This is a genomic window from Streptomyces sp. NPDC043726 (assembly GCF_056436565.1).
Genome location: NZ_JBWKCI010000004.1, coordinates 499,247 through 519,189, shown reverse-complemented (window position 1 = coordinate 519,189; position 19,943 = coordinate 499,247). Strand labels below are relative to the sequence as shown.

Genomic DNA, 19,943 nt, shown 5'->3' with positions numbered 1-19,943 from the left:
TCTTTACGTGGGGGTCGTGCCGTGTCTTATGCCACCCTCGTGCGCGGGCCGCCGCCGTGCCGGGCCGAGACGATGAGCCCGTGCACCGTGGTGAGCCAGCCCGCGGCGACGATGGTGGCGCCCACCGCCATGCCGAGGGTGCCGTTCAGCGGCAGCACGATGCCGATGGCGCCGCCCAGCACCCAGGACATCTGCAGCAGTGTCTCGGAGCGGGCGAAGGCGGAGGTCCGCACCAGCTCCGGCACGTCCCGCTGGATCAGCGCGTCCAGGGACAGCTTGGCCAGCGCCTGGGAGAACCCGGCGACCGCCGCGAGACAGGCCACCAGGGCGGCGCTGAAGAAGGCGGCGGCGGTGATCGCCGCCGTCATCACACAGGCCACGACGGTCACGATGATGATCTCCGGGGCGCGCGAGCGCAGCCACGCCCCGACCGCCGTGCCGAGGGCGTTGCCCACCCCGGCCGAGACGGCCACTATCCCCAGCGACACCGCGGCGCTCTGGCCGGCCAGCGGATGCTCGCGCAGCAGGAAGGCGAGGAAGAAGATCAGGAAGCCGGACAGACAGCGCAGGGCGGCGTTGGCGCCCAGCGCATGGGTGACGGCGATGCCGACCGTGCGCAGGCCGGGCCGTTTGACCGGCTTCAGATGCGGTCCGTGCAGATGCGCCTCGTCCGCCGCCAGCAGCGCCGTGTCCTCGCCCTTGGCCGAGTCGACCTTCGGCGGCAGCGTGAACGACAGGAACGTCCCCACCAGGAACAGCACGAAGGCGCCGTAGAGCGGCCAGCGGTCGCCGAGCGCCTGGAGTCCGGCGCCGACCGGCGCGGCCACCCCGGTCGCCAGCAGCCCGCCGAGGGTGACCCGTGAGTTCGCCTTGACCAGGGAGAAGCGGGGTGGGAGCAGGCGGGGCACGACCGCGCTCCTGACCACGCCGTACGCCTTGGAGGACACCAGTACGCCGAGGGCCGCCGGATACAGCTCGATGCTGCCGGTGCTGACGGCCCCGGCGAGGATCAGGGCCAGGAAGGCGCGCGCCAGCATGGCGCTCGCCATCGCCGCCCGGCGGCCGTGCGGGACCCGGTCCAGGAGGGGGCCGATCACGGGCGCGAGGAGAGCGAACGGCGCCATGGTGATGCCGAGGTAGAGCGCGACCCGGCCACGGGCCTCGTCGGTCGGGACGGAGAAGAAGACGGTGGACGCGAGGGCGACGGTGATCATCATGTCGCCGGCGCCGTTCACCGCGTGCAGTTCGATCAGCTTGCCGAGGCCCGACTCGCCGGCGCCCTGCGCGTGGGTCGCCTTGCGGATGCCGCGGGCGGTGCCGGTGACCGGAAAGTGCAGGGCACGTCCGACGGAGCGGACGGCGCCGCCGACCCGGCCCGAACCGCCGCCCTTGCTGCGGCCCCTGTCCCCACCCACTCCGGTGGCTCCCTGAGGCGTCCGCGCGGCTGCCACGACGTCATAGTGCCCCGAGATGGCCGTGCGTAGTGCGGTTACCGCGCGTATGGGCGCGGCTTTGTCAGTGGTTTGCGACCGTCGGTGTAGGCCGAGCGCCGGTGAGCAGGTAGCGTGCGTATCTCGGCCATCCCGCAGAATGGATGGTGACAGGTGCGCCCGAGTGCGAGGGGGCGCGGACGTCGACGCGGTCCTTCGGTCCGCTCCGTCCGCCCGCCCCGCCGCCTTCAGGCAGCCGCACCCGAGAGACGGCGTAGGAGAGAAGCGATACCTGTGAGCGCAGCGACCACGCGAAGCCGCACCCCCGACCGCCTGTGCGCCGAGGCGACCGACCTCGCCCGCACCGCAGCCGAGGAGGCCGCCGCGCCCGGCGTCGTCGGGGAGCACGCGGGCCTGGTCTCCGAGGGCGACCGCGTCGTCACGCACTTCTTCGAGTGCAAGGAACTGGGCTACCGCGGCTGGCGCTGGGCCGTCACGGTGGCGCGGGCGTCCCGCGCGAAGATCGTGACCCTGGACGAGGTCGTCCTGCTGCCCGGACCCGACGCGCTGCTGGCCCCCGAGTGGGTGCCGTGGAGCGAGCGGCTGCGCCCCGGCGACATGGGCCCCGGCGATCTGCTCCCCACCGACGCCGAGGACCTGCGGCTGGAGCCCGGCTGGACCGGCGAGGACGAGCCGATGCCGAGCTCCCCCGTCTCGCACGAGATGGCCGAGCTGGTGGAGGCCGAGGACGCCGAGGTCACCGGCGGCACTCCCGCCAACCTCCCGGTGGTCCCCACCCGGGGCTCGATCGCCTCGGTCGCCGAGGAGCTGGGCATGCGCCGGGCGCGGGTGCTGTCCCGCTACGGCCTCCATGTCGCCGCGGACCGCTGGGAGGAGTCGTTCGGCGCGAAGACCCCGATGGCCCAGGCGGCCCCCGCCGCCTGCGTCAGCTGCGGCTTCCTGATGCGCCTCGGCGGATCCCTGGGCCAGGCCTTCGGTGTCTGCGCCAACGAGTTCTCCCCGGCCGACGGCCGCGTCGTCTCCCTGACCTACGGCTGCGGCGGCCACTCGGAGGCCGCGGTCATGCCCAAGCCGCCCCAGCCGGCCCCGCCGGTCATCGACGAGACCAAGGTCGACCCCTTCCCGCTCCGCCCCGCCTCGGACTCCGGCTCGGTCCCGGCGGTCTCGGACGAGGACGCGGCGGACCTGGGTCACTCCTAGTCCTCTGTCGGCCATCCGGCCGTAGTCAGGGGTGCCCCGGCTCGCGGTACCTTCATCGTCACGCCGATGAGTGGAGTGATCGTGAGCAAGTTCGTGCGGCCGGCCGTCGAGGGAGCGGATCCGTTCGGGACCGCCCGGCTGCGGCGTGGGGTACTGGACGCCTGGGCGACCAGCCCCGCCCGGTTCCGGGAGGACGCCAACGCCGAGGAGGACCTCGTCCTCGGCGGGTACCGGGACCGGCTCGTCGTCGAGCTCGCGCAGAACGCCGCCGACGCCGCCGCGCGTGCGGGCGTGCCCGGACGGCTCCGGCTCACCCTGCGGGACGGCGTCCTCGTCGCCGCCAACACCGGCGCTCCCCTCGACGCCGCCGGTGTCGAGTCGCTCTCCACGCTCCGGGCCTCCGCCAAGCGCGACACGCCCTCCGTCGGGCGGTACGGCGTCGGGTTCGCCGCCGTCCTCGCCGTCACCGACGAGCCCGCCGTCGTCGGACGGCACGGTGGTGTGCGCTGGTCCCTCGCCGAGGGCAGGGAGCAGGCCGCCGACACCGCCCGGCACAGCCCCGGGCTCGGGGACGAGATGCGGCGCCGGGACGGGCATGTGCCCCTGCTCCGGCTGCCCTTCGCCGCCGAGGGGACCGCTCCCGACCCCTACGACACCGTCGTCATCCTGCCGCTGCGCGACGCCGCCGCCTCCGACCTCGCCGAGCGGCTGCTGGGTGCCGTGGACGACGCCCTGCTCCTCGCCCTGCCCGGTCTCACCGAGGTCGTCATCGAGACCGACACCGTGCGCACCCTCACCCGGCGCACCGACGGCGCCTTCACCGTGGTGGAGGACTCCCGGGACGGGATCACCCACTGGCGTACCACCTCCGCGCACGGGGCGGTCGAGGCCGAGCTGCTGGCCGACCGGCCGGTCGAGGAGCGGCTGCGGCCCCACTGGTCCGTGACCTGGGCCGTGCCGGTCGAGGCCGACGGCTCCCCGGCGCATCCCCGCACCAGCCCTTTCGTGCACGCCCCCACCCCCAGCGACGAGCCGCTCGGTGTGCCCGCCCTGCTCATCGCCTCCTTCCCGCTGGACACCACCCGACGGCACGCGGCCCCCGGCCCGCTGACCGACTTCCTCGTCGAACGGGCCGCCGACGCCTACGCCGGGCTGCTCGCCGAGTGGCGGCCGGTGACCGCCGGGATCATCGACCTCGTGCCCGGACCGCTCGGCAAGGGCGAGCTGGACGGGGCGCTGCGGGCGGCCATCCTGGAGCGGCTGCCGCGGACCTCCTTCCTGCCGCCCGCGCTGGAGCCGACCGAGGATCTGCCCGAATCGCTGCGGCCCCGGGACGCCGAGGTCGTGGAGAGCGCGGGCGCCGACACCGTACGGGTCCTCGCCGAGGTGCTGCCCACGCTGCTGCCCGCCGGGCTCGAACGGCGCGTGGAGCTGCGGACGTTGGGCGTCGCGCGGCTGCCGCTGACCGACGCCGTCGACCGGCTGGCCGGGCTGGAGAAGGAGCCGGACTGGTGGCGGCGGCTGTACGACAGCCTCGCCGGGGTCGACCCCGACCGGCTCTCCGGGCTGCCGGTGCCGCTCGCCGACGGCCGTACCACCATCGGCCCCCGGCAGGTCCTGCTGCCCACCGCGGACGCGGCCCTGGACCCGGAGGTGCTGGCCCGGCTCGGGCTGAAGGTCGCCCATCCGGACGCCGCCCACCCCCTGCTGGAGAAGCTCGGCGCGCTGCCCGCCACCCCGCGGGCCGTGCTGACCACCCCGCAGGTCCGGGCCGCCGTCGCGGGCTCCCTGGAGGACGACGGAAGCCTCGACTGGGAGCGGGACGGGCTCGACGCCGAGGAACTGGCCGACACCGTGCTCGCGCTGGTACGGGACGCCGACCTGGAGCCGGGCGACGAGCCCTGGCTCGGGGCGCTCGCCCTGCCCGACGAGGAGGGCGAGCCGGCGCCCGCGGGTGAACTGGTCCTGCCCGGCAGCCCCTTCCACCAGGTCATGCGGGAGGGTGAACTCGCCGCCGTCGACGCCGAACTGGCCGAGAAGTGGGGCGAACAGCCGCTCGCCGCCTGCGGGGTGCTCGCGAACTTCGCGCTCGTCCGCGCCACCGACGTCGTCCTCGACCCCGACGAACTGGAGCCCCGCGAGGGCGACTTCGCCGAACCCGACGACGCCGGGCTGCTGGACGCCGTGGACGTGTGGTCCGAGGACATCCTCGACCGCTTCCCGGACACCCCGGTGCCGCCCGTCGCCACCGAGCTCGTCGCCGTGCGCGACCTGGACCTGGTCGACGACGACAAGTGGCCCCAGGCCCTCACGCTCCTCGCCCGGCCGCCGCTCCGCGACGCCCTCACCCAGCAGGTGCGGATCCTGCTCCCCGACGGCACGCACGAGGTCGTACGGCCCTACACCGCCTGGTGGCTGCGCGGGCACCCGGTGCTCGACGGCCGCCGCCCCGCCGGACTCCTCGCCTCCGGCGGCGACCCGTTGCTGCGCGGCCTGTACGACGAGGCCGACGCGACCGGCTTCGACGACGAACAGGTGCTGCGGGCGCTGGGCGTGCGGACGTCGGTGGCGGCGCTGCTCGACGAGCCGGGCGGCGCGGCGGAGCTGCTGGACCGGCTCGCCGACCCCGACCGCGAGGTCACCGGAGCCCAACTGCACGCCCTCTACGGTGCCCTGGCCGACCTCGACCCCGAGCAGGTGACCCTGCCGGACGAGCTGCGGGCCGTGGTCGACGGCCGGGTGGAGGTCGTGGACGCGGCCGACGCGGTGGTCGTCGACTCGCCCGACCTGCTGCCCTTCACCGAGGGCGTGGCACTGCTGCCGGTACGGCCCTCGCGCGCCGCCGAACTGGCCGAACTGTTCCAGGTGCGGCGGCTGAGCGAGTCCGTCACCGGGTCCGTCGACTCCGAGGGCACCGAGCACGACGTACCAGAGTCGGTCCGGGTGCTGCTGGGCCCGCGGACCCCGTCCTCCTATGTCGAGCACGAGGAACTCGTCGTGGACGGCGTGGAGATCGACTGGCGGCTCACCGACGACGGCGTCCTGCACGCGGCCACCCTGGAGGGCGTGGCGGCGGGCCTGGCCTGGGCGGCCGGGCAGTGGCCGCGGCGGTTCGAGGTGGCGGCGCTGCTGGAGGATCCGTCACGGACGCGGGAGCTGGCGCGGGACCGCTGGTTCGACTGAGGCGCACGGGGCCTGCGGAACTTCCGCACAGAATTTTCGTACGACGTACAACCATTCGCACGTGTCACGGATCTGATCATGCGAGCCAACAGGCTCCACGATCACTTTGGGCCCCGGCCGACGACGAGCCGTAGGGAACGACCAGCGTCGGGGCCCCTCTCCAACTGGGGAACACATGCGTATTCGCGCCACCGTGGCCGCCGTCTCCGGCGCCCTCGTTCTCTCCGCCGTCGCCGCGCCGCTCGCGCAGGCCGACGACTCGCGGGTTCCCGCCGAGCGCAGTGCCGCGAGCGAGGCCGCCCACGCGGCCACCGGCAAGTCCGCCTACGCCACCGCCGAGGACGGCACCCCCTACGCTCTCGACGCCTCGTTCTCGAACGTCAAGGTCAACAGCGGCAAGAACATCGTGGTCGGCATCAGCAACACGGTGAACGTGCCGGTCTCCTTCACCCTCACGCACGGCGCGGACGTCGACATCCACGCGTCCGACTTCGTCGCGGCCGTCGAGCTCTACCGCGGCACGTCGTTCGAGAACTCCATCTGGTGGTTCGACAGCACCGACGCGACCTGCACGGACACCTCCGCCACCGTCGCCTCCTGCAAGGCCACCGTCCCGGTCGACCCGTTCTTGCTGCTGAACGAGGACGCGGGCGCCTGGAAGGCCGCCGCCTTCGCGGTCGCCTTCAACGGTGAGGACCCGGAGGACCCGAACCTGAACCTGGACAACGTCGGTGTCGCGGTCAAGGACAACACCAACGCCTTCAACCTCCAGCGCCTCGCCAAGCTGACGGTCAACGCCTCCCCGGAGCCCGTGAAGAAGGGCAAGACCATCACGGTCACCGGGAAGCTGACCCGCGCCAGCTGGGACACCAACGAGTACGTCGGCATCCCCAGCGGCCAGAGCGTGATCCTCCAGTTCCGCAAGAAGGGCTCCACGACGTACAGCAACGTCAAGGGCATCAAGACCACCTCGGGCGGTGCCCTGAAGACCACGACCACGGCCTCCGTCGACGGCTACTACCGCTTCGTCTACAACGGCATCACGAGCACCGCGCCCGCCACGGCCGCCGGTGACTTCGTCGACGTGCAGTAAGCACTGATCCAGCCCGAACGTCCGGTCCCGGAAGCCGTCCGGGGCCGGGCGTCCGTGTTTTCGGGAGGTCCCCCGGGCAACCGAAACCCCGCTCGCTCCATCTGATCACTTGGAGCACTCGCGCTCCTCATACGACCACTTGGGGAAAGCATGCGCATACGCGCCACCGTGGCCGCCGTGACCGGCGCCCTGGCCCTGTCCGCCTTCGTCGTGCCGGCCGCCCAGGCCGCCGACGCCTCGTCCGCCCAGCGGGCCGATGTCGCGAAGATCCGCGCGCAGTTCGGCGAGGGCACGCGCGCGGACGGCCCGTACGACATGGACGTCACGTTCTCGGACTTCAAGATCGCCAAGACGTTCAAGGTCGGTGCGACCGGCCGCTACTCGACGTCGGTCACCTACACGATGACCCACGCCGCGGACATCGACATCAAGGCCGACGACTTCGCCACCGGCCCGTACCTCTACAAGGGCTCTTACACGGCCCCGGACAACATGATGTTCGGCAACAACCCGGCGTCCTGCACGGCCACTTCGGCCACCACGGCCACCTGCACGGGCAAGATCGACGCCTACCCGTCCGAGAGTGAGCTGCTGAACTCCGACGCCGGCAGCTGGAAGGGCGCGGCCCTCGCGCTCGCGCAGAACGGCCAGGACCCGCTGGGCGAGAACTACGACATCACCAAGGTCGGTTACGCCGACCAGGGCGACCTCGGCAGCACGGTGGTCCAGCGCCTGGCCAAGCTGACGGTCGACGCCACGCCGGAGCCGGTGAAGGCGGGCAAGACCCTCACGATCAAGGGCAAGCTGACCCGCGCCAGCTGGGAGAGCAACAAGTACGTGGGCCTGCCCGCGGGCCAGAAGGTCACCCTTCAGTACCGCGAGTCGGGCAGCTCGGCCTACGTCAACGTCAAGGGCATCAAGACCGCCACCGACGGTTCCCTGAAGACGACGACCACGGCCACGAAGGACGGCTACTACCGCTTCACGTACGCGGGCATCACGAGCACCGCGGGCGTCTCGGCCAAGGGCGACTTCGTAGACGTGCAGTAGGGCAAACCCCTCGGCTCTCCCCGCTCACGCGGGAAAGCGGCGGTCGACCCATCTCCACGTGAACTCCAGGGCGGCCGCCGCCACCACCGATATGCCCACCGCGATCCACGGCATCGTGACGCCCACGAGCTTCAGGGCGAAGAACTCCTGGAGCCACGGCACGACCAGGACGAGCACGAAGCCCAGGCCCATCGAGGCGACCAGCGCCACCCGCCACCATGTGTACGGCCGCGCGATGATCGCCAGAACCCACATCGAGATCAGGAACAGGGTCAGGGTCGCGGCGCTGGTCTCGGCGTCCAAGGCGCCCTCGCCCGTGTAGTGGTGACGGGCGATCAGATAGGTCACGAAGGTCGCGACCGCGGCCAGCACGCCACCCGGGATCGAGTACCGCATCACCCGCCGCACGAAATGCGGTTTCGCCCGTTCCTTGTTGGGCGCGAGGGCGAGGAAGAAGGCCGGGACTCCGATGGTCAGGGTGGAGAGCAGGGTCAAGTGCCGCGGCAGGAAGGGGTACTCCACCTGCCAGCACACCACCAGCACCGCCAGCAGCACCGAGTACACGGTCTTCACCAGGAACAGCGTGGCGACCCGCGTGATGTTCCCGATCACCCGCCGCCCCTCGGCGACCACCGAGGGCAGTGTGGCGAAGCTGTTGTTGAGCAGCACGATCTGCGCGACGGCCCGGGTGGCCTCCGAGCCGGAGCCCATGGACACCCCGATGTCGGCGTCCTTCAGGGCGAGGACGTCGTTCACCCCGTCCCCGGTCATCGCGACCGTGTGCCCGTGGGACTGGAGCGCCCCCACCATGTCCCGCTTCTGCTGCGGAGTGACCCGCCCGAACACCGTGCCCGAGTCGAGCGCCTCGGCCATGCCGTCCGTGTCGCGCGGCAGCAGCCGGGCGTCGACCGTCCTGCCCTCCAGCCCCAGCTTGCCCGCGACCGCGCGCACGGAGACCGCGTTGTCGCCGGAGATGACCTTGGCGCTGACGTTCTGCTCGGCGAAGTAGCGCAGGGTGTCGGCCGCGTCGGGCCGCAGCCGCTGCTCCAGGACGACCAGCGCGGTCGGCTTGGCGCCCGCGGCCACCTCGGGGTCGCTCAGATCGCGTCCGGCGCGGGTGAGGAGGAGGACGCGCAGGCCCTGTTCGTTGAGCCGCTCGGTCTCGGTGAGGGCGGGGTCGTCCGGGGCGAGCAGTACGTCGGGCGCCCCCAGCAGCCACGTACTGGATTCGCCGTCGCCCTCGCTGAAGGAGGCGCCGCTGTACTTGCGGGCGGAGGAGAAGGGGAGGGACTCGGTGCAGCGCCAGCCGTCGGTCTCGGGGTAGGCGTCGATGATGGCCTGGAGGGAGGCGTTGGGGCGGGGGTCGGACTCCCCGAGGGCGCCGAGCACCTGGCGGACGTACGCCTCATCGCTGCCGTTCAGGGGCCGCAGTTCCGTCACGTCCATGCCGCCCTCGGTGAGGGTGCCGGTCTTGTCGAGGCAGACGACGTCGACGCGGGCGAGGCCCTCGATGGCCGGGAGTTCCTGGACGAGGCACTGTTTCCGGCCAAGCCGGATGACGCCGATGGCGAAGGCGACGGAGGTGAGGAGCACCAGGCCTTCCGGGACCATCGGGACGATGCCGCCGACGGTCCGGGCGATCGAGTCGTCGAGGTCCTTGTTCTTCACGAACAACTGGGTGGCGACCAGGCCGAGCGCGGCCGGGATCATCATCCAGGTCACGTACTTGAGGATGGTGGAGATGCCGGAGCGCAGCTCGGAGTGGACGAGGGTGAAGCGGGAGGCCTCCTCGGCGAGCTGGGCGGCGTAGGCCTCGCGGCCGACCTTGGTGGCCTGGAAGGCGCCGCCGCCCGCCACCACGAAGGAGCCGGACAGGACCTGGTCCCCGGGCCGTTTGACGACCGGGTCGGCCTCGCCGGTGAGCAGGGACTCGTCGATCTCCAGGCCGTCGGCCTCGACGCACACGCCGTCCACGACGGCCTTGTCGCCCGGCCCGATCTCGATCAGGTCGTCCAGCACGATCTCCGCGGTGGTCACCTCGGTGGCGGCCCCGTCACGGCGGACGGTGGGGCGGGCCTCGCCGATGACGGCGAGCGAGTCCAGGGTCTTCTTCGCCCGCCACTCCTGGACGATGCCGATACCGGTGTTGGCGAGGATGACGAAGCCGAACAGGCTGTCCTGGATCGGCGCGACGATCAGCATGATCAGCCAGAGCACGCCGATGATCGCGTTGAACCGGGTGAAGACGTTGGCGCGGACGATCTCGACGGTGGACCGGCTGCTGCGCACCGGGATGTCGTTGACCTGCCCCCGGGTGACCCGCTCGGCCACCTCCGCGGCGGTCAGACCGCCCGTGTTCACCGGGGCGGGCAGGGGATGGCCGGGATCGACTTCGGTGCCCGCGTCGATGTGCGTCATGCCTTCGACGGTACGTGCGGATTTGGGGCTTCACCCGCCGAGTGCGCGGAAGATCCGACCTGGGGAGGACGGACAACGGGGCGAAGTGGTGCCGTGGTTGTAGGTGAGCCCTACTGCGGTGCCGCGGCCCCGCGCTTGATCGCCGCGTCCCGCTTGCGGACGTACCAGATGCCGATCAGGCCGAGTCCGCCGCCGGCCAGGCAGGTCCACAGCCACCACAGGTGCCCGTGGTCGTCGAACCAGCCGTAGAACGGGAGCTGGACCAGGAAGAGGACGAACCAGAGGATCGTGCCGCCCGTGATGGTGGCGACGACGGGGCCCTCCAGGGGCTCCGGCGCCTCGTGCTTCGGTGTCCACTTCGCCATGGGGGACAGCTTACGAGGTGGACGTATCTACGCGCGGAGATGGCCGATCCCGCTCTCATATGTTCATACTGAAACTGTTTATGTCTGGCCACTTCTCTTCGTAGGAAACACCAAATACATGTCCACCTCGGCCCCCGCCAAGGTCCCCGCCCCTGAGCCGGGAGCCAAGCCCGCCTACGGTGCCCTCGACCGTTTCTTCAAGATCTCCGAGCGTGGCAGCACCCTGCCGCGCGAGATTCGCGGTGGCTTCGCCACCTTCTTCGCGATGGCCTACATCATCGTGCTGAACCCGATCATCCTGGGCAGCGCGAAGGACATGTACGGCAACCAGCTCGACAACGGTCAGCTGGTCACCGCGACGGCGCTGACGGCGGCGTTCACCACGCTGCTGATGGGTGTCATCGGCAACGTGCCGATCGCGCTCGCCGCCGGCCTGGGCGTGAACTCGGTCGTCGCGCTCCAGCTCGCCCCCCGGATGTCCTGGCCGGACGCCATGGGCATGGTCGTGCTGGCCGGTTTCGTGGTGATGCTGCTGGTCGCCACGGGCCTGCGGGAGCGCGTGATGAACGCCGTCCCGTTCGGTCTGCGCAAGGCGATCTCGATCGGTATCGGCCTGTTCATCATGCTGATCGGCCTGGTGGACTCCGGCTTCGTCTCCCGGATCCCGGACGCCGCCCAGACCACCGTCCCGCTCCAGCTCGGCGGCGACGGTCACCTCAACGGCTGGCCGGTGCTCGTCTTCGTCCTCGGCGCGCTGCTCACCCTTGCCCTCATCGTGCGCAAGGTCTCCGGCGCCATCCTGATCTCGATCGTCGCCATGACGGTCCTGGCGCTGATCATCGAAGCCGTGGCGGACATCCCGTCCTGGGGCCTGACCACGCCCAAGTGGCCCGGCAACCCGGTCGCCACCCCCGACTTCGGTCTGGTCGGCGAGTTCAGCCTGTTCGGCGGCTTCGAGAAGGTCGGCATGCTCACCGGCGTGCTGTTCGTCTTCACGGTCCTGCTGTCGTGCTTCTTCGACGCCATGGGCACGATCATGGGCGTCTCCGACGAGGCCAAGCTGACCGACGCCCAGGGCCAGATGCCCGGCATCAACAAGGTCCTGTTCGTCGACGGCCTCGCGGTCGCCGCGGGCGGTGCCAGCTCCTCCTCGGCCACCACGGCCTTCGTGGAGTCCACGGCCGGCGTCGGCGAGGGCGCCCGCACCGGCTTCGCCAACGTCATCACCGGCGGGCTCTTCACCGCCGCGCTGTTCCTGACGCCGATCGCCACCATGGTCCCGTCCCAGGCGGCCACCCCGGCACTGCTCGCGGTCGGCTTCCTGATCCTGGCGAACTCCGTCAAGGAGATCGACTGGGCCGACTACACGATCGCGATCCCGGCCTTCGTCACGATGGTGATGATGCCGTTCACCTACTCGATCACCAACGGCATCGGCATGGGCTTCATCACCTTCGTGGTGCTGCGCCTCGCGGCCGGGCGGGGCCGGGAGGTGCCGGTGGCGATGTACGTCGTGGCGGCGGTGTTCACCTTCTACTACCTGATGCCGGCCCTGGGTCTCACGTAAGGCCCTAGGTGAGGCCGTAGAACTTCTCGGTCTCCTCGACGGCGGACTGGAACCGTTCGTCGAAGTCGTCCCGAATGAGCGTCCGGACCACATAGTCCTGGACGCTCATTCCCCTTTTGGCCGCATGGTGCCGGAGCCGTTCGAGCAGCTCCCCGTCTATCCGCAGGCTGAGCACGCTGGTCCCCATGCATCGAGGGTCACCTCAGGCGGCCGGGCGGTGTGTCGCTTTCCGGAATCGGCTCACTCATATGGGTGATGTCGGGTTTACGGCACCCTCGTTGGATCCGGGTTCAGTGGCCAGAGTCACGGGTGTCGGTGCGTGTCAGGGTGGTCTTTAGTCAGGGTAATGAGTTAACCTAAAGAACATGTCGGACCTTACCCATGGCGACGACGCTGCCGCCGTGAACTCCCTGCGATCCGCTGTCATGCGGCTGTCCCGCCGGCTCAAGCACCAGCGGGTCGACGAGTCGCTGAGCCCCACCGAGATGTCGGTGCTCGGCACCCTGTCCAACTGCGGCCAGGCCACCCCGGGCGAGCTCGCCCGCAAGGAGCATGTGCAGCCGCCGTCGATGACCCGCATCGTCGCGTTGCTGGAGGCCAAGGGACTGGTCCGCCTGGAGCCGCACCCCGAGGACCGGCGCCAGAAGGTCGTCACGAAGACGGAACAGGCCGAGGCGATGCTCGCCGAGAGCCGCGCCAAGCGCAACGCCTTCCTGGCCACCCTGGTCGACGGCCTCGACGAGGACGAGTGGGCGAAACTCCGCGCCGCCGCCCCCGTACTGGAGAAGCTCGCACACCTGTAAGGCACGTTCGAGGAGGCGAACCCTTTGAGTACGGGATCCGGAGCAGCTTCCGCCCCCGCACCGACCACCCCTACCACCAAGTCCACCTCGATGTTCAGCTCGCTGAAGGTCAGGAACTACCGCCTGTTCTTCCTCGGGCAGGTCGTCTCCAACACCGGTACCTGGATGCAGCGCATCGCCCAGGACTGGCTGGTGCTGAGCCTCACCGGCTCCGCCACCGCCGTCGGCATCACGACGGCACTCCAGTTCCTGCCGATGCTGCTCTTCGGCCTGTACGGCGGTGTCCTCGTCGACCGGCTGCCCAAGCGGCCCACGCTCCTGGTCACCCAGACCGCGATGGCCTTCACGGGCCTGGCGCTCGCCTTCCTGACCATCAGCGGACACGTCGAGGTCTGGCACGTCTACGTCGCCGCCTTCGCCATGGGCCTCGCGACGGTCGTCGACAACCCGGCCCGGCAGTCCTTCGTCAGCGAGATGGTCGGCCCCGACCAGCTCCAGAACGCGGTCAGCCTGAACTCGGCCAACTTCCAGTCCGCCCGGCTGGTCGGCCCGGCGGTGGCCGGTGTGCTGATCACCGGGGTGGGCACCGGCTGGGCCTTCCTCTTCAACGGCCTGTCCTTCGTCGCGCCCATCACCGGCCTGCTGCTGATGCGGGCCCGTGAGCTGCACGTGGTCGAGCGCGCCCCGCGGGGCAAGGGACAGCTGCGGGAGGGCCTGCGTTACGTCGCCGGGCGCCCCGAGCTGATCTGGCCCATCGTCCTGGTCGGCTTCGTCGGCACCTTCGCCTTCAACTTCCCCGTCTACCTGTCCGCCTTCACCGACGACGTCTTCCACGCGGGCGCCGGCTCCTACAGCCTCTTCAACACGCTGATGGCGGTCGGCTCGGTGACCGGAGCCCTGCTCGCCGCCCGGCGCGGCACGGCCCGGCTGCGGCTGCTGATCGCGGGCGCGGCGCTCTTCGGCGCGGTGGAGATCGTGGCGGCGCTGCTGCCGTCGCTGTGGATGTTCGCGCTGCTGATGATCCCGCTCGGCCTGTTCGGCATGACGGTGAACGTCACGGCCAACACCACGATCCAGATGTCCACCGATCCCGCGATGCGCGGCCGGGTGATGGCCCTCTACATGATGGTCTTCCTCGGCGGCTCCCCGGTGGGCGCCCCGATCGTCGGCTGGATCACGGACACCTACGGCCCCCGGGTCGGCCTGGCGGCGGGCGGCGCAGTGGCGGCGCTGGCGGCGGCGGTCATCGGCCTGATCCTGGCCCGGGTCGGCGGTCTGCGGGTGTCGGTCGGCTGGAGCCGCGGCCACCCGGTGGTCCGCTTCGTGCCCAGGGAGCGGGAGCAGCTGGCGCCGGCGGCCTGAGCCGTACGGCGGCTACCGGACCCGCATCGCCAGCACCTGTCCGGGCCAGTCGTGGTTCTCCCCGCCGGTGTACGTCTCCGTCGGGGAGAAGCCATGGCGTACGTAGTAGTCGACCAGGCCGCCGTCGCCGCCCGCGTAGCAGTCCACCCGCAACAGCCCCACTCCCGCCCGCCGGGTCACCTCGGCGGCGTGCGCGAGCAGGGCGCTGCCCACGCCGTGGCCCCTGAAGCGGCGGTCGGAGGCGAGCCAGTGGATGTACCGCTCGGGCTCTCCGGGCGGCGGGAGGTGGGACAGATAGGCGCCGGGCGCGTCGGTGAGGGTGAGTGCGCCCGCCGGCACCCCGTCGGCCTCGGCGATGTACGCGGCCCCCACGGCCAGGTCCCGGGCGACGGACTCCGCGACCTTCGGGTTGCCCGACAGCGGCTTGCTGCCCCACTGCCCGGACCGCCCCTGTGAGACCAGCCACTCCACGCTGCTGTCGAGCATGCCGAGGATCGCGGGGATGTCCCCGGGCCCGCCTTCCCTGATCGTGATCTCCATGCCGTCATGGTGGCAGGCTGGGCCCATGAGACTCTTCGCGGCCCTGCTGCCACCCGAGGACGTGGTCCGTGAACTCGCCGTGGAAGTGGACGAGTTGAAGGAGCTGCCGGGGGCGGACCGGCTGCGCTGGACCGACCGCCCCGGATGGCACTTCACGCTCGCGTTCTACGGCGAGGTGGACGACGCCCTCGTCCCCGGCCTGTCGGACCGGCTGGCGCGTGTGGCGCATCGCACGGACCCCTTCGCGCTGGCCCTGCGCGGGGGCGGGCAGTTCGGGCACGGCAGGGCGCTGTGGGTGGGGGCCGAGGGGGATCAGGACGCCCTGCGCCTGCTGGCCGACCGGTCGGAGGCGGCCGGGCGGAAGGCGGGGGTGGAGATGGGGGAGCACCGGCGCTACAAGGCGCATCTGACGGTGGCGCGGAGCCGGGACGCGGTGCGGACAGGGCCGTATCTGGACGTGCTCGACGGGTTCACCAGCCGTACCTGGAGCGTGGGGGAGCTGGTGCTGGTGCGCAGCCGGCTGCCGCGGTCCGGGGTGCCCGGTGAGCAGCCCCGGTACGAGGCGGTCGCCCGATGGGCGTTCGGCGCGGCCGGTTAGGCTCGGACACGTGGACCCGAAAACCCGGAACCGGATCATGGCCGGTGCGCTTGTGCTGATGTTCGTCGTGGTGGCCCTGGCCTCGGCCCTCGGCAGGTAAGGGGAGCGACCCTGTGCGGGCCGCTCCCCCGAGGGGCGTCTCCGCTCCCCTGAGGGGCCGTTTTCCGCTCCCCTCCGCTACCAGGCGAAGGCCTCCGGAGAGGGCCCGGGGCCGGGGAAGATCTCGTCGAGGCCCGCCAGCAGTTCCTCGCTCAGCTCCAGCTCGACCGCCCGCAGCGCGGAGTCGAGCTGGTCCGCCGTGCGCGGGCCGACGATCGGGCCGGTGACGCCGGGCCGGGTGAGCAGCCAGGCCAGGGCGGCCTCGCCGGGCTCGACGCCGTGCTTGTCCAGCAGGTCCTCGTAGGACTGGAGCCGGGCACGGGCGGCCGGGTCGGCGAGGGTGTCGGCGGCGCGTCCGGAGGCCCGGCGGCCGCCCTCCGCCTCCTTCTTGACGACCCCGCCGAGCAGCCCGCCGTGCAGCGGCGACCAGGGGATGACACCGAGGCCGTAGTCCTGCGCGGCCGGGATGACCTCCATCTCGGCGCGGCGCTCGTAGAGGTTGTAGAGGCACTGCTCGCTCACGAGCCCGTACGAGCCGCGCCGCGCCGCGACCTCGTTGGCCTGGGCGATCTTGTAGCCGGGGAAGTTGCTGGACCCGGCGTACAAGATCTTGCCCTGCTGGACCAGGACGTCGATGGCCTGCCAGATCTCCTCGAACGGGGTGTCCCGGTCGATGTGGTGGAACTGGTAGACGTCGATGTAGTCGGTCCCGAGCCGCTTCAGCGAGGCGTCCACTCCGCGGCGGATGTTGAGCGCCGAGAGCTTGTCGTGATTGGGCCAGGCCTCGCCGTCGGCGCCCATGTTGCCGTACACCTTGGTGGCGAGGACGGTCCTGTCGCGGCGGCCGTCGCCCTGGGCGAACCAGCTGCCGATGATCTCCTCGGTGCGGCCCTTGTTCTCGCCCCAGCCGTACACGTTGGCGGTGTCGAAGAAGTTGATGCCCGCGTCCAGCGCCGCGTCCATGATCGCGTGACTGGCGGCTTCGTCGGTCTGCGGTCCGAAGTTCATGGTGCCGAGGACGAGCCGGCTGACCTTGAGTCCCGTGCGTCCGAGCTGCGTGTACTTCATGACCGCCCAGCCAACTGCGTGGAGTGGACTCGAAGCAAGGAGCTTTACCGCAGCTCGGCGAAGAGGGCCCGGGCGGGGGAGCCGTCGGGGGCGGTCCAGTGACCGGAGACGTGCCCGATCGCGCCCTCGGGGAGGGCGTCCGGGAGGGTGGGACGACGGTGGAGCCGGAGGACGCCGCCGGCGGTGTTCAGCGCGGTGCCGGTCTCGTCGTCCTCGGGAGTCCCGTCCGCCCGGAGGGCGCCGGTGCCGCTGTAGGAACGGGCGATGTCCTGGTCGACCGTGTTGTCGACGCTCTGCGCCTGGGCCTCGACGCGCCCCTCGATCAGGGCGAGCAACTCGGCGACGAGCACGGGGTCGTGACACCCGTCGTACGCCCAGCGCTTGCCGAGCACTCCGTGCTCCATGGTCCCGACGAGGGCGTGCTCGGCGCCGGGGAGGGGGGCGCCGCGATAGGTGAGCGGGGCGAGATAGGCGACGCCGGACGCGTCGACGGCCACCATGAACTCGATGCCGACCTCACCGGCCGGATCGTCCAGCCGGAAGCCGCCTGCCTTGGTCAACTCCGGTGTGCCGTCACCGACGTACCAGGGGCGGGTGGGCAGCCACTCGGCGAGCAGCTCGGTCTTGGAGGGCGTGAGGGTGGTGTGATGAATGATCGCCATACGGCCTGATTGTGTCAGTCGCGCGGGAACTTGTCGGTCTTGAGGACGAGGTCGAGGACGGTGCCGGTGAGGTCGATGTCGGTGCCGAAGTCCACGGACGTCCGCATGGCGTAGTCGCCGTCCTTGGGGTGGGTGTAGACGTGACACCGACTCTGGTAGGGATCGGCGACGAGGTAGAGGGGGACCTCGGCGTCCGCGTAGGCCTTCTTCTTCGGGCCGTAGTCGTTGGCGGACGTGCCCTTGGAAATGACCTCGGCGACGAATTCGACGTCCTGGTAGCGCCAGTGGCCTGTGTCGTCCTCCTCCGCTGAATCCTTGAGCAGAGCGATGTCCGGACAGAAGGCGTTCTTGTGGCCTGGGAAGTCGATGCGGACGTCCGAGAACACCATGGCGTCCTCCCCGAGTCCCTTCTCCAGGGCCCGCAAAATCTGGCGGATGATCTGCCAATGCGTGTTCCGCTGTGGCGTCATGAAGACGTAGCCCTCGACGATCTCGACCCTGAATCCTTCGGGGACGGGCATCCGCTCAAGGCGCTCGAACCACGCGTCCAAGGCCTCGGTGTTGGCGTCGGTCTCGGCCATCTCGATCCTGTCGTCAAGGACGGTCATCGTGGCGCTTCTCCCCGGCTGCCCACGACAGGTGCAGCCGCGCAGTACAACGATAGGCACAGCACCCGGGAGACGCCGGATTCCGGTCAGTCCGTTCCGGTCTGGTACGGCTGTCCGACTCCCCACGCCTCCCACATCGCCCCCGCGAACGCCTCGGCGACGCGGTGTTCGCCGCTCTCGTTCGGGTGCGTGCCGTCGTAGGTGTCGACGTGGATGTCGTACGACTTCGGCGGGGACGCCAGCAGGAGGGGGGAGCGGGGTTCGTCCAGGTCGGCGATCGCCTTCGCGAGCAGTTCGTTGAAGAGGGAGACCTGCTCGCCGAAGTCCGGCTCGTCGACCGCCCGGATGTTGGGGATCACCGGGAGGACCGCCATGCGGATGCGCGGGTTCGCCTCCCGGGCCGCCGCCACGAAACGGCGTACGTTCTCCGCCGTCTGCTGCGCGTTCGTGTAGAAGCCCAGGTCGATCAGGCCGAGGGCGACCAGGAGCACGTCCGCGCGGCACGAGCGGACCGCGTCGCCGATCAGCGGCGCCATGTGCAGCCAGCCCTCGCCCCAGCCGGCGAGGTGGGCGCGGGGGAAGTCGGGGTCGGCGTACTCGTACGACGTCGGCGTGTCCGTCGCCTTGTCGTACAGCTCCTCGCGCGGGCCGACCAGGGTGAAGGGGCCGGCGTACGTATCGCGCAGGTGCTGCCACAGTCGGTAGCGCCAGGTGTGCTCGCCGGCGCTTCCGATCGTCTGGGAGTCACCGACGGGCATGAACCTGAGCATCCGCTCATGATGGACGATCATCGGTCCCGGTGGGGTGTGAGGCCGGACACGCCCCGCCAATCGCCGGACGGGATGGCAGGCTTGACCGCATGCGCCGACCCTTCGCCGTCTTCGCCGCCGCCCTGCTGATGGGCGCGTTCGCCGTGCCCGCCGCCCACGCCGACGACGGCTTCACGATCAAGGACCCGCGCATCACGGAGTCCAGCGGCCTCGCCGCGTCCCGCCAGCACCCGGGCGTCTACTGGACCCACAACGACAGCGACGACGGCGCCTATCTCTACGCCGTCGACAGCGCCACCGGCGAGACCGTCGCCACCCTCACCATGACCGGCGTCGGCGCCCCGCGCGACGTCGAGGCGATCTCGGTCGGCCCGGACAACCGTCTCTACGTCGGCGACATCGGCGACAACCTCGGCGGCACCTGGCCGCACGTGTGGATCTACGAGCTGCCCGAGCCCGAGCAGCTCCGGGACCAGACGATCAAGGCCACGCAGTACGTCGTGAAGTACTCCGACGGCGCCCGCGACGCGGAGTCCCTGGTCGTCCACCCGAAGACCGGGCGCGTGTACCTCGTCGACAAGAAGGAGGGCGGCGGGCATCTGTACGAGGGGCCCGCCGAGCTGAACGCCGCCGGGACCAATGTCTTCAAGCCCGTCGCCGCCGTGGACAACCTGGAGGCGACCGACGCCGCCCTCTCCCCGGACGGCCGGAAGCTCGTCGTCCGCAGCTACTTCGGTGCCTTCGCCTACGACTGGAACGGCGGCGACATCAAGAAGACCGGCCGTCTGAGCGTCCCGTTCCTCGGCCAGGGCGAGTCCGTCACCTACACCGCCGACGGCTCCCAGCTCATGTACGGCGCCGAGGGCTCCGACAGCTCGGTCGAACCGGAGGACGCCCCGGACGCGCCGGACGAGAACGGTTCCGAGTCACCGTCCGGGAACGGGAGTTCCGCCTCAGGCGGCGACGGCTCGGACGGCAACCTCAAGCGGGGCGCAGTCATCGTGGCGGTGGCGTGCGCGGTGTTGTTCGGCATCCGTCGCCTGACGAGACGCCGCTGAGAGACCCACCCAGGGGCGCGGGGAACTGCGCGACCGGCCACGACGCAC

Annotated in this window: 18 protein-coding genes; 9 read left to right on the top strand and 9 right to left on the bottom strand. The window is 71.0% G+C overall.

What is annotated here, in order from left to right; genetic code table 11:
• Window positions 1–26: 26 nt before the first annotated feature.
• Window positions 27–1,451 (bottom strand): MFS transporter, encoded by a 1,425-nt coding sequence (locus tag AC068Z_RS14545; RefSeq protein ID WP_478554976.1) that lies wholly within the window; start codon window positions 1,449–1,451, stop codon window positions 27–29.
• Between the two features lie 273 nt (window positions 1,452–1,724).
• On the opposite strand from AC068Z_RS14545, the gene AC068Z_RS14540 reads away from it, so the two are divergent.
• The 4 genes from AC068Z_RS14540 to AC068Z_RS14525 all read left to right on the top strand — a co-directional run bounded on the left by AC068Z_RS14540 (window position 1,725) and on the right by AC068Z_RS14525 (window position 7,977).
• Entirely contained in the window at window positions 1,725–2,651 is a 927-nt protein-coding gene (locus tag AC068Z_RS14540; protein WP_478554974.1) for a DUF3027 domain-containing protein, read from the top strand.
• A gap of 66 nt (window positions 2,652–2,717) precedes the next feature.
• Window positions 2,718–5,834, top strand: coding sequence for a sacsin N-terminal ATP-binding-like domain-containing protein (locus AC068Z_RS14535; protein ID WP_478554972.1), 3,117 nt, complete (start codon window positions 2,718–2,720; stop codon window positions 5,832–5,834).
• A 175-nt stretch (window positions 5,835–6,009) separates the two neighbouring features.
• Window positions 6,010–6,927, top strand: a complete 918-nt coding sequence (locus AC068Z_RS14530) for a hypothetical protein (protein WP_478554970.1) — start codon at window positions 6,010–6,012, stop codon at window positions 6,925–6,927.
• A gap of 150 nt (window positions 6,928–7,077) precedes the next feature.
• A complete protein-coding gene (locus AC068Z_RS14525; protein WP_478554968.1) occupies window positions 7,078–7,977 on the top strand; it encodes a hypothetical protein in 900 nt (299 codons plus the stop codon).
• 24 nt (window positions 7,978–8,001) lie between these two features.
• Here AC068Z_RS14525 and AC068Z_RS14520 read toward each other — a convergent pair whose 3' ends face one another.
• The gene (locus AC068Z_RS14520) at window positions 8,002–10,395 is read right to left on the bottom strand and encodes a cation-translocating P-type ATPase (RefSeq protein WP_478554966.1); all 2,394 of its coding nucleotides are present in this window, start codon (window positions 10,393–10,395) and stop codon (window positions 8,002–8,004) included.
• 110 nt (window positions 10,396–10,505) lie between these two features.
• Window positions 10,506–10,760 carry a DUF2530 domain-containing protein gene (locus tag AC068Z_RS14515; protein WP_478554964.1) on the bottom strand — a complete coding sequence of 85 codons (255 nt, stop codon included), beginning with the start codon at window positions 10,758–10,760 and terminating at the stop codon, window positions 10,506–10,508.
• Between the two features lie 118 nt (window positions 10,761–10,878).
• Here AC068Z_RS14515 and AC068Z_RS14510 point away from each other — a divergent pair, with 118 nt between their 5' ends.
• Window positions 10,879–12,327, top strand: a complete 1,449-nt coding sequence (locus AC068Z_RS14510; protein ID WP_478554962.1) for an NCS2 family permease — start codon at window positions 10,879–10,881, stop codon at window positions 12,325–12,327.
• Window positions 12,328–12,331: 4 nt separating this feature from the next.
• Here AC068Z_RS14510 and AC068Z_RS14505 read toward each other — a convergent pair whose 3' ends face one another.
• Window positions 12,332–12,514 (bottom strand): ribbon-helix-helix protein, CopG family, encoded by a 183-nt coding sequence (locus AC068Z_RS14505; RefSeq protein WP_478554960.1) that lies wholly within the window; start codon window positions 12,512–12,514, stop codon window positions 12,332–12,334.
• 178 nt (window positions 12,515–12,692) lie between these two features.
• On the opposite strand from AC068Z_RS14505, the gene AC068Z_RS14500 reads away from it, so the two are divergent.
• Window positions 12,693–13,130 carry a MarR family winged helix-turn-helix transcriptional regulator gene (locus tag AC068Z_RS14500; protein ID WP_328872166.1) on the top strand — a complete coding sequence of 146 codons (438 nt, stop codon included), beginning with the start codon at window positions 12,693–12,695 and terminating at the stop codon, window positions 13,128–13,130.
• A 24-nt stretch (window positions 13,131–13,154) separates the two neighbouring features.
• Window positions 13,155–14,492, top strand: coding sequence for an MFS transporter (locus tag AC068Z_RS14495; protein ID WP_478554958.1), 1,338 nt, complete (start codon window positions 13,155–13,157; stop codon window positions 14,490–14,492).
• A 12-nt stretch (window positions 14,493–14,504) separates the two neighbouring features.
• On the opposite strand, the gene AC068Z_RS14490 is transcribed toward AC068Z_RS14495, so the two are convergent.
• The gene (locus AC068Z_RS14490; protein WP_478554956.1) at window positions 14,505–15,032 is read right to left on the bottom strand and encodes a GNAT family N-acetyltransferase; all 528 of its coding nucleotides are present in this window, start codon (window positions 15,030–15,032) and stop codon (window positions 14,505–14,507) included.
• A 25-nt stretch (window positions 15,033–15,057) separates the two neighbouring features.
• Between AC068Z_RS14490 and thpR the strand changes: the two genes are divergently transcribed.
• A complete protein-coding gene (gene thpR / locus AC068Z_RS14485; protein ID WP_478554954.1) occupies window positions 15,058–15,630 on the top strand; it encodes an RNA 2',3'-cyclic phosphodiesterase in 573 nt (190 codons plus the stop codon).
• 177 nt (window positions 15,631–15,807) lie between these two features.
• Here the strand turns inward: thpR and AC068Z_RS14480 are convergent, their stop codons facing one another.
• From AC068Z_RS14480 to AC068Z_RS14465, 4 genes are all read right to left on the bottom strand, one after another.
• Window positions 15,808–16,797 (bottom strand): aldo/keto reductase, encoded by a 990-nt coding sequence (locus tag AC068Z_RS14480; RefSeq protein ID WP_478554952.1) that lies wholly within the window; start codon window positions 16,795–16,797, stop codon window positions 15,808–15,810.
• A gap of 44 nt (window positions 16,798–16,841) precedes the next feature.
• A complete protein-coding gene (locus AC068Z_RS14475) occupies window positions 16,842–17,459 on the bottom strand; it encodes a maltokinase N-terminal cap-like domain-containing protein (RefSeq protein WP_478554950.1) in 618 nt (205 codons plus the stop codon).
• A gap of 14 nt (window positions 17,460–17,473) precedes the next feature.
• On the bottom strand, window positions 17,474–18,067 hold the full coding sequence (locus tag AC068Z_RS14470) for a Uma2 family endonuclease (protein WP_478554948.1): 594 nt from the start codon (window positions 18,065–18,067) through the stop codon (window positions 17,474–17,476).
• 86 nt (window positions 18,068–18,153) lie between these two features.
• Window positions 18,154–18,837: a GDSL-type esterase/lipase family protein gene (locus AC068Z_RS14465; protein ID WP_478554946.1), complete on the bottom strand. Its 684-nt coding sequence runs from the start codon at window positions 18,835–18,837 to the stop codon at window positions 18,154–18,156.
• Window positions 18,838–18,926: 89 nt separating this feature from the next.
• Here AC068Z_RS14465 and AC068Z_RS14460 point away from each other — a divergent pair, with 89 nt between their 5' ends.
• Window positions 18,927–19,895 (top strand): WD40 repeat domain-containing protein, encoded by a 969-nt coding sequence (locus AC068Z_RS14460; RefSeq protein WP_478554944.1) that lies wholly within the window; start codon window positions 18,927–18,929, stop codon window positions 19,893–19,895.
• The last annotated feature ends 48 nt before the right edge of the window (window positions 19,896–19,943 follow it).